At 63.6% G+C, this 16,279-nt stretch carries 11 protein-coding genes and 1 tRNA gene; 11 read left to right on the forward strand and 1 reads right to left on the reverse strand.

Features of this window, described 5'->3' with window-relative positions:
* The first annotated feature begins 1 nt into the window (after position 1).
* From M0765_RS01835 to M0765_RS01855, 6 genes are all read left to right on the forward strand, one after another.
* Positions 2–691 (forward strand): HAD family hydrolase, encoded by a 690-nt coding sequence (locus M0765_RS01835; RefSeq protein ID WP_258501671.1) that lies wholly within the window; start codon positions 2–4, stop codon positions 689–691.
* Positions 675–3,389 (forward strand): aminopeptidase N, encoded by a 2,715-nt coding sequence (gene pepN, locus M0765_RS01840; protein ID WP_258501672.1) that lies wholly within the window; start codon positions 675–677, stop codon positions 3,387–3,389. The genes M0765_RS01835 and pepN overlap by 17 nt, the downstream gene beginning before the upstream one ends.
* Positions 3,390–3,412: 23 nt before the next feature.
* Positions 3,413–4,432: a class 1 fructose-bisphosphatase gene (locus M0765_RS01845; protein WP_258501673.1), complete on the forward strand. Its 1,020-nt coding sequence runs from the start codon at positions 3,413–3,415 to the stop codon at positions 4,430–4,432.
* Positions 4,433–4,456: 24 nt separating this feature from the next.
* A tRNA-Thr gene (locus tag M0765_RS01850) sits at positions 4,457–4,532 on the forward strand.
* A gap of 659 nt (positions 4,533–5,191) precedes the next feature.
* Entirely contained in the window at positions 5,192–5,563 is a 372-nt protein-coding gene (locus M0765_RS29370; protein WP_446751584.1) for an AAA family ATPase, read from the forward strand.
* A gap of 166 nt (positions 5,564–5,729) precedes the next feature.
* Complete coding sequence (locus M0765_RS01855) at positions 5,730–6,692, forward strand: ATP-binding protein (RefSeq protein ID WP_258501674.1); 963 nt, start codon at positions 5,730–5,732, stop codon at positions 6,690–6,692.
* Between the two features lie 142 nt (positions 6,693–6,834).
* Here M0765_RS01855 and M0765_RS01860 read toward each other — a convergent pair whose 3' ends face one another.
* Positions 6,835–7,890 carry an HNH endonuclease gene (locus M0765_RS01860; RefSeq protein WP_258501675.1) on the reverse strand — a complete coding sequence of 352 codons (1,056 nt, stop codon included), beginning with the start codon at positions 7,888–7,890 and terminating at the stop codon, positions 6,835–6,837.
* A gap of 159 nt (positions 7,891–8,049) precedes the next feature.
* On the opposite strand from M0765_RS01860, the gene M0765_RS01865 reads away from it, so the two are divergent.
* From M0765_RS01865 to M0765_RS01885, 5 genes are all read left to right on the forward strand, one after another.
* The gene (locus M0765_RS01865; protein ID WP_258501676.1) at positions 8,050–9,003 is read left to right on the forward strand and encodes a bifunctional enoyl-CoA hydratase/phosphate acetyltransferase; all 954 of its coding nucleotides are present in this window, start codon (positions 8,050–8,052) and stop codon (positions 9,001–9,003) included.
* 171 nt (positions 9,004–9,174) lie between these two features.
* Entirely contained in the window at positions 9,175–12,183 is a 3,009-nt protein-coding gene (locus M0765_RS01870) for a transglycosylase domain-containing protein (RefSeq protein ID WP_258501677.1), read from the forward strand.
* 156 nt (positions 12,184–12,339) lie between these two features.
* A complete protein-coding gene (locus tag M0765_RS01875) occupies positions 12,340–13,086 on the forward strand; it encodes a 2Fe-2S iron-sulfur cluster-binding protein (RefSeq protein WP_258501679.1) in 747 nt (248 codons plus the stop codon).
* Positions 13,083–14,075: an FAD binding domain-containing protein gene (locus tag M0765_RS01880; RefSeq protein WP_258501680.1), complete on the forward strand. Its 993-nt coding sequence runs from the start codon at positions 13,083–13,085 to the stop codon at positions 14,073–14,075. Before M0765_RS01875 ends, M0765_RS01880 begins: the two co-directional genes overlap by 4 nt.
* Positions 14,072–16,249 (forward strand): xanthine dehydrogenase family protein molybdopterin-binding subunit, encoded by a 2,178-nt coding sequence (locus M0765_RS01885; RefSeq protein ID WP_258501681.1) that lies wholly within the window; start codon positions 14,072–14,074, stop codon positions 16,247–16,249. The genes M0765_RS01880 and M0765_RS01885 overlap by 4 nt, the downstream gene beginning before the upstream one ends.
* Positions 16,250–16,279 lie beyond the last annotated feature (30 nt).

The raw sequence follows: 16,279 nt of genomic DNA on the forward strand, positions 1-16,279 counted from the left end.
GATGAGCCTGACCCACGACAAGGTCGAAGCCTTCATCTTCGACATGGACGGCACCATGATCGACTCCATGCCGTGGCATGCGCGCTCGTGGGTCGAGTTTGTGGCGCGCCACGGGCTCAAGCTCGACGTGACCGACATTCTTGCGCGCACCACGGGCCGCACCGGCACCGAGTGCATGCGCGAGCTGTTCGAGCGCGAGCTTTCAGACGCCGAGTGCCAAGCCCTGGTGCACGAAAAAGAAGAAATCTACCGCGCCATGTTCAGCGACAACTTCACCGAGGTTGCCGGCTTTACCGCCTTTGCCAAGGCTGCCGTGGCGCGCGGCCTGAAGGTGGCCGTGGGCACCGCGGGCGACAAGCACAACATCGAGTTTGCGATGTCGCGCCTGAAGATGGACCCGCTGCCGCTGGCCATTGTGGGCGGCGACGAAGGCTTTGCCGGCAAGCCCACGCCCGAGATCTTCTTAGAAGCCGCGCGCCGCATTGGCGTGGCGCCCGAGCGCTGCATCGTGTTTGAAGATGCGCCGTTCGGCATAGAGGCTGCGCGCCGCGGCGGCATGCGTGCCGTGGCCGTGTGCAGCACCCATTCCGCCGCCGAGCTTGCCGGCCCCCATGTGATTGCCGCCGTTCGCGACTACGACGAACTCGCCCATTCGAATTTTCTGGAGACACTCGATGCTGCTGCAGCGTGACGCCCAAGGGCAACCGATTGCCATTCGCCGCGAAGACTATGCCGCTCCGGCATTCTGGATCGACACCGTCGACCTGACCTTCGACCTCGACCCCGCCAAGACCCGCGTGCTCAACCGCATGCAACTGCGCCGCAACCCCGACGTGCCGGCCCAGCCGCTGCGCCTGGACGGCGACGAGCTGAACCTGGCCCGCGTGCTGGTCAACGGCCAGGGCGCGTCGTTCCGCATGGAAGGCGAGCAGCTGGTGATCGACGGCTTGCCCGATGCGTTCGAGCTCGAAATCTTCACCACCTGCTGCCCCATCAAGAACACCAAGCTGATGGGCCTGTTCGTGAGCGAAGACACCTTCTTCACGCAGTGCGAGGCTGAAGGCTTCCGCCGCATCACGTACTTCCTGGACCGCCCCGACGTGATGGCGATGTACACGGTAACGCTGCGCGCCGCCAAGGCCGCCTACCCCGTGCTGCTGTCGAACGGCAACCTCGTCGAACAGGGCGACTTGCCTGAGGGCCGCCACTTCGCCAAGTGGGTCGACCCCTTCAAGAAGCCCTGCTACCTGTTCGCCCTGGTGGCCGGCAAGCTGGTGGCGCGCGAGCAGCGCATTACCGCCCGCAACGGCAAGGAGCATTTGCTGCAGGTGTATGTGCGCGCCGGCGACCTCGACAAGACCGAGCATGCAATGAACTCGCTGGTCAACTCCGTGCTGTGGGACGAAGCCCGCTTTGGCCTGCCGCTGGACCTGGACCGCTTCATGATCGTGGCCACCAGCGACTTCAACATGGGCGCCATGGAGAACAAGGGCCTGAACATCTTCAACACGAAGTACGTTCTGGCCAACCAGGCCACCGCCACCGACGCCGACTACAGCAACATCGAAAGCGTGGTCGGCCATGAGTACTTTCATAACTGGAGCGGCGACCGCGTCACCTGCCGCGACTGGTTCCAGCTTTCGCTGAAAGAAGGCCTTACCGTCTTCCGCGACCAGGAGTTCAGCCAGGACCTGTGCGCCGACGCTTCGGCCCGCGCCGTGAAGCGCATCGAAGACGTGCGCGTGCTGCGCACCGCCCAGTTCCCCGAAGACGCCGGCCCCATGGCCCACCCGGTGCGGCCCGACAGCTACATCGAGATCAGCAACTTCTACACCGTCACCATCTATGAAAAGGGTGCCGAGGTGGTCCGCATGATGCAGACGCTGGTCGGCCGCAAGGGCTTTGAAAAGGGCATGACCCTTTACTTCGAGCGCCACGACGGCCAGGCCGTAACCTGCGACGACTTTGCCCAGGCCATTGCCGACGCCAACCCCGATTCAGAGCTGGCCCGCCTGCTGCCGCAGTTCAAGCGCTGGTACAGCCAGGCCGGCACGCCGCGTCTTGCCGCCCACGGCGTGTACGACGCGCAAGCGCGCAGCTACACCTTGAGCATTGTGCAAAGCTGCCCGCCCACGCCGGGCCAGCCGAGCAAGGAGCCGTTCGTCATTCCGGTGAACATTGGCCTGCTCGATGCAAGCGGGCGCGAACTGGCGCTGCAGCTCGAAGGCGAAAGCGAAGTAACCCGCGGCGCGCCGGGCACCCCGTGCACGCGCACCGTGGTGCTCTCGCGCGCCGGCGAGCAAATTACCTTTGTGGGGCTCGACTCGGAGCCCGTGCCTTCGATCTTGCGCGGCTTCAGCGCGCCGGTGATCCTGGACTTTGAATACACCGACGCCCAGCTGCTGACGTTGCTGGCCAACGACCCCGACCCCTTCAACCGCTGGGAAGCCGGCCAGCGCCTGGGCCTGCGCGCCGCGCTGCAGGGCATTGCCGCGCTGGCGACCGACACCACCCCGGTGCTGAACGACGCGTATCTGGACGCCATGCGCAGCGTGCTGCGCAACCCCAAGCTCGACGCCGCCTTTAAAGAGCTGGTGCTCACCCTGCCTTCGGAAACCTACATTTCCGAGCAGCTCGACGTGGTCGACCCGCAGCGCGTGCACCTGGTGCGCGAAGCCATGCGCACCCAGCTGGCCACCGCCCTTTTTCAAGACTGGCAACAGGTCTACGAAGAAAACCACGACACCGGCGCCTACACGCCCGACCCGACCTCTTCGGGCCGCCGCGCGCTGGCCGGCATGGCGCTCAACTTCTTGTGCCTGGCGGCGCGCTCTTCGGGCGACACCGTGTGGCCCGGCAAGACGCTGCAGCGCTTCAAAGACGCCGGCAACATGACCGACCGCTTCAACGCGCTCAACGCCCTCGTGTCGTCGGGCCACACGCTGGCCGCGCAGGCGCTCGCACGCTTTCATGCACTGTTCAAGGACGAAGCGCTGGTCATCGACAAGTGGTTCTCGCTGCAGGCCGGCGCGCCCGACCGCGGCGGCGACATCTTGCCGCTGGTAAAGCAGCTGATGAAGCACCCGGACTTCTCCATCAAGAACCCCAACCGCGCCCGCAGCGTGATCTTCAGCTATTGCAGCGCCAACCCCGGCGCATTCCACCGCCCCGACGCGGCCGGCTACGTGTTCTGGAGCGAGCGCGTCATAGAGCTGGACGCCATCAACCCCCAGGTGGCCGCCCGCCTCGCCCGCGCGCTCGACCGCTGGAGCAAGCTGGCCGAGCCCTACCGCAGCGCCGCGCGCGAAGCCATTGCCCGCGTGGCCGCCAAGCCCGACCTGAGCAAGGACACCCACGAAGTCGTTACCCGCGCCCTGGCCGGTAACTAACCAAGCAAGGAACACACAAGCACATGGCTTATCAACAACAGAAGATCTCCCTCACCCGCTACCTCGTCGAACAACAGCGTGCCGACGGCCTCATTCCCGGCCAGCTGCGCCTGCTGCTCGAAGTGGTGGCCCGCGCCTGCAAAAGCATCAGCCAGGCCGTCAACAAGGGCGCGCTGGGCGGAGTGCTCGGCACCGCCGAGAGCGAGAACGTGCAGGGCGAAATCCAGAAGAAGCTGGACATCATTGCCAATGAAGTGCTGATTGAGGCCAACGAATGGGGCGGCCACCTCGCGGCCATGGCCAGCGAAGAAATGGACAGCATCTACGTGGTGCCCAACCGCTACCCGCAGGGCGAATACCTGCTCATGTTCGACCCGCTCGACGGCAGCAGCAACATCGACGTGAACGTGAGCATTGGCACCATCTTCAGCGTGCTGAAAAAGCCCGACGACACCCCCGGCGTGCAGGAAGCCGACTTTTTGCAGCCCGGCACCCAGCAAGTGGCCGCCGGCTACTGCATCTACGGCCCGCAAACCACCCTGGTGCTGACCGTGGGCAACGGCGTGGCCATGTTCACGCTCGACCGCGAGCAAGGCAGCTTTGTGCTCACGCAGGAAGACATCCAGATTCCGGCGGACACGAAAGAATTTGCCATCAACATGAGCAACATGCGCCACTGGGACGAGCCCATGAAGCGCTACATCGACGAGTGCCTGGCCGGCAAGGAAGGCCCGCGCGGCAAAGACTTCAACATGCGCTGGATTGCCAGCATGGTGGCCGACGTGCACCGCATCTTGATGCGCGGCGGCGTGTTCATGTACCCGTGGGACAAACGGGAGCCCGAAAAGGCCGGCAAGCTGCGCCTGATGTACGAGGCCAACCCCATGAGCTGGCTTGTCGAACAGGCCGGCGGCGCCGCCACCAACGGCAAGCAGCGCATCCTCGACCTGAAGCCCACCAAACTGCACGAGCGCGTGAGCGTGATGTTGGGTTCGCGTAACGAAGTCGAGCGTTTGACGCAGTACCACGCCGAAAAGGCCTGACGGGTTGCTATAATCGCAGGCTTAGCCGGTGTAGCTCAGTCGGTAGAGCAGCTCATTCGTAATGAGAAGGTCGGGTGTTCGATTCATCTCTCCGGCACCAATTTAAAAGCCCCTAGCTGTCATGGTTAGGGGCTTTTTCTATGTCACTGACATGTGACTACGAGCAGATTAGGGCTGAATTCGTCCTTTACGCGGCTGATGGCCAAGGGCGAGCCGTTGGTTCGCTCGCTTGCTACTCGATCCCTCTTTGCGTGTGGCAGCCGCCTGTCCTTGATCGCGCTTCTGGTCTAAGTGCGGCCGTACTCGCTTGCGAGGAACCGGCTCGAATGAGGTGAGGGGCCTCGCACAGTTCATCCCGTGCAGTATTCCTTGGTCGAGACCGTCGAAGTAGTTCATCTTCGTGCGGCCCTGCACAGGGCCTTGGTTCTTAGTCTCGGCAATGTGACCGGAATCACTTTAGCGGGCTTCGTGCGCCGCATCCGTGGCTTCGAACCGCTTGTACTGCTCTTTCATTTGGCCTCTCCGCCAAACACGATCTACTAGCTTTCGCGTGTCAGCACGGCGGCGTGTTTCTGTGATGCTGTCACGACCGGCTGCACCCCCTCGCGTTTTCGTTGGAGTTTTGATAGACAAAGGTGAACCCGCATGTAACGATCTTTACTTCTTTTACTCGCCGTGTTGGCAACGCGCGGCCGCTTGACCATGAAATATCGCGAGAGTAAGAACGATAAGACCCTACGAGCATGGTTCGCTGGAGACATGACCCGAGGAATACTCAGGCGGATACTTTTGCGGAGCGGGGTTTTTCGCGGATTGAATTCCCTCGACATTACCTTTGAATATCCCATAACTGCCATTGCCGGAAAAAATGGAGCGGGAAAATCAACGATTCTCGCGTTGGCATGCTGTGCGTTTCACAACGCAGATGACGGATTCAAACTACCGAGGCGCCGAAATTCATACTATACATTCTCCGATTTTTTTATTCAAAATTCTGCCGAAACCTCCCCCAGGGCATCGAGATATATTTCTCATTTGCCTATAACAAATGGAAAAAAAGTCCAACCGTTCCCGACGGGGTTGGAGTGGCAGGACAGATTAGAAAAAAACAAAAGGCGGAAAATGGAATGACTACGACAGACGAGTCACTAGGACAGTTGTTTTTCTTGGAATTGAGCGAATCGTCCCACATAGCGAAAGAAGCCAAAGTAGATCATATTCTAAAGTTTTCAAAGATTCAAAACCAAAAGGCTGGGAAGACAAAGTACGGGAGATAGTCGGCTATATCCTCGGAAAGGTGTACTCAGATTTCAGATATCTCGAACACTCTAAATACAGCCTTCCTATCGTAAAAACCAAAGATCACGTCTACTCAGGATTCAACATGGGCGCAGGGGAGAATGCGCTGTTTGAAATATTCTCAACAATTTATGCAGCAGGGGATGGTGCGCTCCTCGTGATGGACGAAATAGAACTGGGATTGCATGCAGAAGCTCAAAAGAGATTTATAGAGAGCTTAAAGGAAATTTGCCTGGAAATGCATACTCAGATTATTTGCACCACTCATTCCAGAGAGATATTCGATTGCCTGCCTAACGATGCACGATTTTTCGTAGAAAATGTCAATGGCAAAACGCGAGTCACACAAGGAATTTCATCGGATTTTGCCTTTACCAAGATGGGCGGTAAAGCTGGATTGGAACTTGACGTTTATGTCGAAGACGAAGTCGCAAAGGCGATCTTGGCAGCGGCTCTTCCCTCCTCAGTAAGAGCGCGAATCACCATTACTGTGATAGGTTCTGCGACAGCACTAGCGCGCCAACTCGCAGCCCTTTACGTACGGGGAGAAACAAAACCTGTTCTTGCAATTTTTGATGGCGATCAACGATCAAAAGAGACCGACAATCTAGAACATGCTAAAAAAATGGCAGAAAAGATAAGCGCTGACTTTCCCCAATGGTTCAAGAATCATATTTGCTATTTGCCAGGCGAAACCTGGCCAGAAGCTTGGTTACTGCAAGAGGCGACGAAGGTCTTGGCGCATCTGTCGTTGGGCATTGGTTGCGAGCCAGAGGAACTGGCCGAAATCATCGAATACGGCTTACAGGCTGGTAAACACAACGAATTCTTTGAGATGGCAAAACATCTTGGCCTCGAACAAGGGCAATGCCTCCAGTATTTCACCTCTGCCGCCATGGCCTCAGAGGAATTAACCCCTATTGCGGAGAAAATTTCCGCCACTCTTTTGCTCAATGGGTAAAGAAGCTTCGCTTTTGTGCAGCTTCGAGCTGAGCATGCATTGGATTTTCCGAGCTGCCGAGGTGTCACGACGTTTAAGAGCTGGCACGCGCTTGGTCAATCTGTCGGGGGTTATCGCACCATGGTCGAAACGGCTCTACTTGCTAACCGAAGTGCTTTTCTCGATGACAGTTTGGGCAAAGAGCCCAGGTGTTATCCACCGTGTCATCACCACCTTGCGCCAACGGCGTGATGTGATGCACCTCCAGGTACGGATCGCCAGTGGCCTTGCTGACAAACGGCGCCGGCTTCTTGCACCCTTCGCAGTGTCCCTCTGCTCGAAAGAGGACTTCAGCGACCACATCGGGATTTCTCAAAAACGCCGTTGAAACGGTCCGAATGGTCTTGGGCTTCTTCGGCGCGTTGGTCAAGCGTGCGAGACGCTCTTGCCTTGGCCGCGTTGAGGCTTGAACCACGCGGTCTTGCAACTCTCGCTGCACATAGCCCGCGTCGGCGATCAAATCATCAGAGCGTGCGAGCGCAAGCTCAAACCACTTCGCACCGTCCGGCTCTTCGTGCATCTGCTGACGCGAGAAGGCTCCGGCATAAACAAATGGGTCGCCCTCCGCTTGCCGAACGAAAGCGAGTACTGGCAAGCCCGGCACGTTCAAGACCGCCGCGTTGGGCTTGAAGTGCTCCCCAAATTGCACGACGCCGTTCCGAGTGATGCTCTTCAGGTAGTACTTCAGCCGTTGGCCTTCTTCCAGCCACGCGTTGTTGTACTTGCCGCCGCTCATGGTCGCCTTGATGACGACTGCCGTTGGTTGATTGCCTGATTCAATGACCAGCATCCCTTCAGTTCGAGTGTCGTAGATCCCCGCAAAGATCAGGATGTCATGCGAGCTGTACGTTTCGCCAATGACGAAGTCCGATGCGCGAAACCGATCACCCACCCAATCGGCAAACCGTCCTTCAAAGGGTTCAACGATGTCTTCGAACGTTTGGAGTCCAAGCGCGCGCATCTCTTCAGAAAGGCCGTCCTGCGTACTGCCGTTGAATCGATTCAGGTATACGAACAAGTCCCCTACCCGTCTGAAACGGCTCACCCATATGCCGGCGCTGCGGATCTTGAACTTGATCGAATCGGGCAGAGCGCTCGCAAGCGCGGGCTTCTGGACAGCTTCTAAAACGTACTCGCGCGCCGCGTGGATGGGGCTCATTGTGTTCATCGCTTGGAATGGACACATTGTGGTGTAACTTGTTAACGATTTGCCGTGAGATTGGCATTCGCTAACTATCTCGGCGCACCTTCCGCTTTGAGCGGAAGTCCTCCAGTCAGTTACTGCAAACTTCCAGAACCACCCACGCTCGGAGCCCACATGGCCCCCTCACCCTCCGCCTCCCACCCCCACTACGACCGCCTAATCACCGCAGCCCGCGCCCTCCCACCCCTGCGCGTCGCAGTCGTCCACCCAGCCAACGCCGTCTCCCTCGAGGCAGCCCTCGCTTCAGCCGCCCTCGGCCTCATCGCCCCCACGCTCATCGGCCCGCGCGCAAAAATCGAAGCCGCGGCACGCGAGGCGAATGCAGACCTCTCCAACATCCCCATCGTCGACGCCCCCCACAGCCACGCCGCAGCCGATGCCGCCGTAGCCATGGCCTTGCGCGGCGAGGTCGATGCGTTGATGAAGGGCAGCCTGCACACTGATGAGTTGATGGGCGCGGTGGTGCGGCGCGAGGGCGGGCTGCGCACGTCGCGGCGCATCAGTCACTGCTTTGTGATGGACGTTCCGGGGCACCCGCAGCCGCTCATCATTTCTGACGCGGCCATCAACATTGCGCCCACGCTCGATGAAAAGGTCGACATCGTGCAGAACGCGATCGACCTTGCGCATGCGCTGCAGATGCCCGCAGTGCGGGTTGCCATTCTCTCGGCCACTGAAACGGTCAGCACCAAGGTGCCTTCCACGCTGGATGCAGCGGTGCTGTGCAAGATGGCCGACCGCGGGCAGATTACCGGCGCAGAAGTCGACGGGCCGTTGGCCATGGACAACGCCATCGACCCGGAGGCGGCACGCATCAAGGGCATCGTGTCGCCGGTGGCGGGCCGCGCCAATGTGCTGATCGTGCCCAGCCTGGACGCGGGCAACATGCTGGCAAAGAGCCTCACCTTTCTGGGCGGGGCGTATGCGGCAGGCATTGTGCTGGGCACGCGGGTGCCGGTCATCCTGACGAGCCGGGCCGACTCGGAGCCGGCGCGCCTGGCCTCTTGCGCGGTGGCGTCGATGCTGGCCAAGGCGGGGCGCGAGCGACTCATCAAGGCGGTGGGCTGACGCCTCCTTTTCGAAGCCCGGCGGCAACCCGCATTTGTATGCCGGCACCCCGCTAACTCCCAATAGGTAGTTCTCCCTCGTTTCAGGCTGCACTGCACCACCCAAACTGCTGCCAAAGGCGCATCATCGCCTTGGGCGAACCCGCGTTGCAGACCGTGTGCGAGGCAGAGCATGACAAGGTTCAAGAAGGTCTTCTGGATCGGCACTGGGCTCGCCGTGCTGGGTGCGCTCGGTGCCTTTCTGGTGGTCAATGAACTGAAGACCTCGCGGCTGCAATCTGCCCTGTGGCGCGACTTTTCCGCCGGCGCCACCTTCAGCGTCGACTCGGGCCCGAGCAACGCCATTCGCTTTCCGCAAACGGGGCCGTACGACGAGCGAATGGGCTATCACGATCTGCCCCGCTTCATCGAGCGGCTCGGGCCGCAAGGCTTCACCATCACCAGGCAGGCGCGCATGTCGCCGCGGCTCATCGAGTTGCAGGAGCGCGGGCTTTTTACGCCCTACCGCGAAAAGAACCAGGCCGGCCTTACGGTGCGCGACTGCCGCAACACGGCGCTGCTGCACACGCGGGTGCCGCAGCGCGCGTACGAGCGCTTTGAAGAGGTGCCGCCGCTGCTGGTGAGCAGCCTGCTGTTCGTCGAAGACCGCCACCTGCTCGACGCGGAGCCGCCGCAACGCAACCCGGCGCTCGACCCCGAACGCTTTGCCAAGGCCGCGCTGGAGCATGGGCTGCGGGTGTTCAGCCCCAGCCAGTCGGCCACGGGCGGCAGCACGCTGGCCACGCAAATCGAAAAGTACCGCCATTCGCCGCACGGCCGCACGGGCTCGGTGCGCGAAAAGCTGCGGCAGATGGCGTCTGCATCTGTGCGCGCCTATCAAGACGGAGACGACACGCTGGCGCGGCGCCGGCAGATCGTGGTCGACTACCTCGACACGGTGCCGCTGGCTGCGCGCCCGGGCATGGGCGAGGTGCACGGCATGGGCGACGGGCTGTGGGCCTGGTATGGGCGCGACTTCCGGGAGGTGAACCGCCTGCTGGCCGACCAGGCCGAGGGCGCCGCCCCCACGCCCGATGCGCTGCGGCGCCAGGCGCAGGCCTTCAAGCAGGCGCTGTCGCTGATGATTGCGCAGCGCCGCCCGTCGCAGCACCTGCTGGGAGACGGCGCAAGCCTGGGCCGGCTCACCAACAGCTACCTGCGGCTGATGGCCGAGGCGGGCGTTATTTCGCCCACGCTGCGCGATGCGGCGTTGCCCCTGCCCTTGCACCTGCGGCCAGAGCTGCCCCCGACCGCGCGGCCAGACTTTGTTCAGCGCAAGGCCACGAGCGCGCTGCGCACCCACATTTCCACCCTGCTCGACGTGCCGCGTGCCTATGACCTGGAGCGGCTCGACCTGGAGGCCGAGACCAGCCTGGACGGCGAGGCGCAAGCGCTGGCGGCACAGGTGCTGGCGGGCCTGCGCATGCCGGCCGCGGCCAAGGCGGCGGGGTTGTACGGCCCGCACCTGCTGGATGCGGGCGCAGACCCGAGCCCGCTGGTCTACAGCTTCACGCTGTTCGAGCGCGGCCCCCAGGCCAACCTGCTGCGGGTTCAGGCAGACAGCATCGACCAGCCCTTCGACGTGAACCAGGGCGCGCGGCTCGACCTTGGCTCCACTGCCAAGCTGCGCACGCTGGTGAGCTACCTCGAGCTGGTGGCCGAGCTGCACGCCAGTTGGTCCGGCCTGGGCACCGCGCAGCTCACGGCACTGGCGCCCAGCCCGCGCGACCCGCTGGGCGTGTGGGCGCGGCAGTACCTGTTGCGCGCCAAGGACAAGCGCCTGGCGCCCATGCTCGAAGCGGCCATGGAGCGCAAGTATTCGGCCAACCCGGGCGAAGCCTTCTTTACCGGCGGCGGCCTGCACCAGTTCGAAAATTTCGAGCGCTCGCGCAACAACGAGTTCATCACCGTGCGCGAAGGCTTCAAGCATTCGATCAACCTGGTGTTCATTCGCCTGATGCGCGACGTGGTGCGCCACCGCATGTTCGGCGGCGAGTCAGACGCGGAGCAACTGCTCAAAGACCCTGCCGACCCGCGGCGGCGCGAACTGCTCGTGCGCTTTGCGGACCGCGAGGGCTCGGCCTTTCTGATGCGCTTCTATCGCAAGTACCAGCGCCTGCCGGCCGCCGATGCCCAGGCCTTGCTGCTGCGCGGCGTAAGGCCTTCGGCGCCGCGCCTGGCCAGCGTGCTGTTCACCGTGGAGCCGGAGGCCGACGAGGCACGGCTCGAAGAGCTGCTTTCGCAGAAGCTGGGCCGCGGATACGAAGGCTCGCCGCGCGAACTGCGTGCGCTGCGCACCACCTACGCCAACCTGTCGCTGGCAGACCGCGGCTACGTGGCGCGCGTGCATCCGCTGGAGCTGTGGCTGGTGGGCTATTTGCAAAAGCACCCCGGCGCCACGCTGGCCGATGTGTTGAACGCCAGCACCAGCGAACGGCAAGAGGTCTACGCATGGCTCTTCAAGACGCGCCACAAGAGCGCGCAAGACACGCGCCTGCGCGAGCTGATCGAGATCGACGCGTTCGCGCAGATCCACCGCTCGTGGCAACGCCTGGGCTATCCGTTCGAATCGCTCACGCCTTCATACGCAAGCGCCATCGGCGCATCGGGCGACCGGCCCGCTGCGCTGGCGGAGCTGATGGGCATCATCGCCAGCGACGGCATGCGCCAGCCGGTGCAGCGCGTGGGCTCATTGCACTTTGCGCGCGAGACCCCTTACGAAACACGGCTGGAGCCGCGCAACGCCAGTGCCGAGCAGGTGCTGCCCGCGGAGGTGGCTGCCACCGTGCGCCAAGCGCTGGTCCAGGTGGTGCAAGACGGCACGGCCCGCCGCTTGAAGGGCGTGCTGGTGGATGCGAACGGCCGCGCGCTCGAAGTGGGCGGCAAGACCGGCACCGGCGACCATCGCTACGGCCACACCGGCGGCGGGCGCAAGTCTGCGGAGCGCAAGATCAGCCGCTCGGCGACCTTCGCGTTCACCATTGGCGACCGCTACTTCGGCACCATCATGGCCTACGTGCACGAGCCCCATGCCGCGCGGTACAAGTTCACCAGCGCGCTGCCAACGCAGCTGCTCAAGTCGCTGGGGCCGCAATTGCTGCCGGTGCTGGAGCGCAGCGGCTGCGGTGGCGGCGGCGACTGACGCGCACCCCGCAGGTATAAAAAAACCGATGCCTGCAACAAGTTATCGATAGCTAAGCTGGAACGTCGAAGCCTCTGAAAAGCGCACATGGGCGCACACCCGTGCAGCGAACGAGGTCCTTTTTCTTCATCGATCGACCAGCAGTTGCCACACACGATGACATCTCTCCTCTCCGATGAACGGCCGGCCGACGGCTTGCCTGACCCCACCCTTCTTCCATCACCAACAGGCCAGCTGACACGGCGCGCCTTCATTGCAGAGGGTGGAGCGACCGGCATTGCCGGCGTGCTGGCTTCCGGGCCCATGGCCGCGTCAGCAGCAGCCGCTGCACCGGCAGGGGCGCATGCGGTGCAGCCGCCCTCTTCTTCTACTTCCGTGCCGCTGGCGCTGCGCGTCAACGGCAAGAGCCATGCGCTGCAGGTCGACCCGCGCACGACGCTGCTCGACCTGTTGCGCGAGCAGATGGCGCTGCCGGGTACGAAGAAAGGCTGCGACCACGGCCAATGCGGCGCGTGCACGGTGCTCATCAACGGGCGGCGCATCAACTCTTGCCTGGCGCTGGCGCTGTCTTACGACGGAGCGGAGGTCACGACCATCGAAGGGCTGGCGCGCGGTGACGAGCTGCATCCGATGCAGGCTGCGTTCATCAAGCACGACGGCTTTCAGTGCGGCTATTGCACCTCGGGGCAAATCTGCTCGGCGGTCGGCATGCTGCGCGAAGCCGAGCAAGGTGCGCCAAGCCATGTCACGGCCGACGTGCGGCGCACCGGGCCCGTGGCGCCGCTGAGCGATGCGGAAATTCGCGAGCGCATGTCGGGCAACATCTGCCGCTGCGGCGCCTACCCCGGCATCGTGGCCGCGGTGCGCGAAGTGAGCCTGATGCCCCGAAGGAGCCGCGCATGAAGCCCTTTGCATTCACCCGCGCTACCGATGTGAACACGGCCGTGCAGGCGGCCAGCCAGCCGGGCGCGAGGTTTCTGGCCGGCGGCACCAACATCGTCGACCTGATGAAGGAAGGCGTGGAAGCGCCGGACCAGCTGGTGGACATCAACCGCCTGCCGCTCGCGGCCATAGAGGCGCAGCCCGCGGGTGGCCTGCGGTTGGGCGCATTGGCACGCAACAGCGACACGGCCAACCACCCGCAGCTGCGCACGCGGTTTCCGCTGGTGGCGCAAGCCATTCTTGCGGGCGCATCCGGCCAGCTGCGCAATGCCGCCACCAACGGCGGCAACCTGCGCCAGCGCACGCGCTGCCCCTATTTCTACGACGTGACCCAGCCCTGCAACAAGCGCGAGCCGGGCACGGGCTGCAGCGCGCTGCAGGGCTTCAACCGCAACCACGCGGTGCTGGGCGCCAGCCCCAAGTGCATTGCCTGCTACCCCGGCGACATGGCGCAGGCGCTGCACGCGCTCGACGCGGTGGTGCAGCTGCAGGGGCCATCGGGCCGCAGGGCCGTGCCGATTGCGCAGTTTCATCGCCTGCCGGGCGACACGCCCGAGCTCGACGCCAACCTTGCGCCGGGCGAACTCATCACCGCCATCGACCTGCCGGCCGAGAGCGCCCGTTTTGCGCAGCGCTCGCATTACCTGAAAGTGCGCGACCGGGCCAGCTATGCCTTTGCGCTGGTGTCGGTGGCGGCTGCGCTCGACATGGAGGGCAACCGCATCCGCCAGGCGCGCATCTGCCTTGGCGGCGTGGCCCACATGCCGTGGCGCGCACGCGAGGCCGAGTCGCTGCTGCAAGGCGCCGAGCCCGGCATGCCGCTGTTCCGCCAGGCGGCGGAAGCCGCATTGGCCGGTGCCACCGGCTTCGAGCACAACCGCTTCAAGATCGAACTGGCCAAGCGCGCCGTGGTGCGCGCGCTGGAAACCACGAGCAGGAGCACCGCATGAACAGACAAGCACTCCCCCTCGTCGGGCAGCCGGTCGACCGCGTGGATGGCCGCCTGAAGGTGACCGGCCAGGCCCGCTATGCGGCTGAGTTTTCTTATCCGGGGCTGGTGCATGGCGTATCGCTGGGCAGCACGGTGGCGGCTGGGCGCGTGCGCGACATCGACACCACGGTGGCAGAAAAAGCGCCCGGCGTGCTGCTGGTGCTCACACACAAGAACGTGCCCAAGATGCCGCCGCCCCCGCCCGAGACGCCGCAGAACCGCTTCACGCGCGCGACGCCGCTGCTGCAAGACACCGTCATTCACCACCACGGCCAACTCATCGGCTTTGTGGTGGCCGAGACCATCGAGCAGGCGCGCCATGCGGCCGCGCTGGTGAAGGTGAGCTACGACGCGGCCGAGCCGCGCATCGGCTTCGATGCCAACGTGCGCAACGCCTACGCACCGGCCGCCATCAACGCGGGCTACAAGACCGACACGCGGCGCGGCGACATCGACCAAGGCCTGAAGGCCGCGGCGGGCGCCGTCGACGCGGTGTACAACACGCCCATCGAGCACCACCACCCGATGGAGATGCACTCCACCGTGGCCGTGTGGGAGGGCGACAACAAGGTGACGGTGCACCACTCGCTGCAGATGGTGAGCGATGCCGCCCCCGCCATTGCATCGACCTTCGAGATTCCACGCGAGAACGTACGCGTGGTGTGCCCGTTTGTGGGCGGCGGCTTCGGCAGCAAGATTCTCACGCGCGACAACGCCATGCTCACAGTGCTGGCCGCGCGCATGGTGAAGCGGCCCGTCAAGCACATGCTCACGCGGCAGCAGATGTTCATGGTGATCGGCCTGCGCCAGCACAACCGCCAGCACATGCGGCTGGGCGCGGACGCGGGCGGCCGGCTCACCGGGCTGGGCCACGACACCGTCACCCACACGTCGATGCATGAAGAGTTCGTGGAGCAGACCGGCGTCATCTCTCGAATGATGTACAACGTGCCGAACTCGCAGGTCACCCACCGCGCCTTTCGCCTCAACGTGCAAACGCCCAAGTGGACGCGCGCACCGGGCGAGGCACCGGGCAGCTTTGCGCTCGAATCGGCCATGGACGAGCTTGCCGTGCAGCTGAAGATCGACCCGGTGGAGCTTCGCGTGCGCAACGACGTGATGACCGACCTCGACACGGGCAAGCCCTTCGGCAGCCGCTCGCTCATCGAATGCATGCGCATCGGCGCCGAAAAATTCGGCTGGAGCAACCGCAGCGCGACACCGCGCAACCGCAGGCAAGGCCATTGGCTGGTGGGCTACGGCATGAGCGCCGCATCGCGCGGCGCGCCGCACCGCGGTGCTTCGGCCAACCTGCTGCTCACGCGCACCGGCCGCAACGTGCGGGCGGTGGTCGAAATGTGCGCGACCGACCTGGGCACCGGCAGCTACACCGTCATTGCGCAAACCGCCGCCGAGGCGCTGGGGCTGCCGCTCGACAGGGTCGAAGTGCGGCTCGGCGATTCGGCGCTTCCGCCCACGCCGGGTTCGGGCGGCTCGTGGGGTGCCAACACTTTTTGTACCGCCGCTCTTGCGGTCTGCGAAGCGGCCAAGCAGCAGTTGCGCGAGAAGGTGAGCCTGCGCTTCGTGCGCGAGCCCAGCGTGGCGGAGCTGCTGCAGGCGGCCCAGCTGAACGAATGGCGCGCCAGCAACACGGCCGTGCCGGGCGCGGACATTGCCACCTGGTCGCACTACGCCTTCGGCGCCAACTTTGCCGAAGTGTGGGTGGACGAAGACCTGGGCCTCGTCCGCGTGCCGCGCTACCTGGCGGTGATTGCGGCCGGGCGCATTCTCAACCCCAAGACGGCGGCGTCGCAGATCATCGGCGGCGTGGTCTGGGGCATCGGCAACGCGCTGATGGAAGAGTCGGTGCTCGACGAGCGCCGCGGCCACTTCGTCACGCGCACCCTGGCCGACTACCACGTGCCCGTGAATGCGGACATCGGCGACGTGCAGGTGCTCTTTGCGCCCGAAACCGACACGCGGGTCAACCGCATGGGCGTGAAGGGCGTGGGCGAAATCGGCATCACCAGCGTGGCCGCCGCCATTGCCAACGCGGTGTACAACGCCACCGGCCGGCGCGTGCGCGACCTGCCCATCACGCCCGACAAACTGCTGACGCCCATCCAGGCATGACGAAGTAGCCAGGAAGAAGCAAACTCGGAG

The organism is Variovorax sp. S12S4 (genome assembly GCF_023195515.1).
Classification (GTDB): Bacteria; Pseudomonadota; Gammaproteobacteria; order Burkholderiales; family Burkholderiaceae_C; genus Variovorax.

Bases quoted from the DNA above. Each gene is read 5' to 3' on its own strand.
- M0765_RS01845 (WP_258501673.1), top strand. From the start codon at position 3,413: ATGGCTTATCAACAACAGAAGATCTCCCTCACCCGCTACCTCGTCGAA.
- M0765_RS01875 (WP_258501679.1), top strand. From the start codon at position 12,340: ATGACATCTCTCCTCTCCGATGAACGGCCGGCCGACGGCTTGCCTGAC.
- M0765_RS01835 (WP_258501671.1), top strand. From the start codon at position 2: ATGAGCCTGACCCACGACAAGGTCGAAGCCTTCATCTTCGACATGGAC.
- M0765_RS29370 (WP_446751584.1), top strand. From the start codon at position 5,192: ATGACCCGAGGAATACTCAGGCGGATACTTTTGCGGAGCGGGGTTTTT.
- M0765_RS01865 (WP_258501676.1), top strand. From the start codon at position 8,050: ATGGCCCCCTCACCCTCCGCCTCCCACCCCCACTACGACCGCCTAATC.
- M0765_RS01860 (WP_258501675.1), bottom strand. From the start codon at position 7,890: ATGAGCCCCATCCACGCGGCGCGCGAGTACGTTTTAGAAGCTGTCCAG.
- M0765_RS01870 (WP_258501677.1), top strand. From the start codon at position 9,175: ATGACAAGGTTCAAGAAGGTCTTCTGGATCGGCACTGGGCTCGCCGTG.
- M0765_RS01885 (WP_258501681.1), top strand. From the start codon at position 14,072: ATGAACAGACAAGCACTCCCCCTCGTCGGGCAGCCGGTCGACCGCGTG.
- M0765_RS01880 (WP_258501680.1), top strand. From the start codon at position 13,083: ATGAAGCCCTTTGCATTCACCCGCGCTACCGATGTGAACACGGCCGTG.
- pepN (WP_258501672.1), top strand. From the start codon at position 675: ATGCTGCTGCAGCGTGACGCCCAAGGGCAACCGATTGCCATTCGCCGC.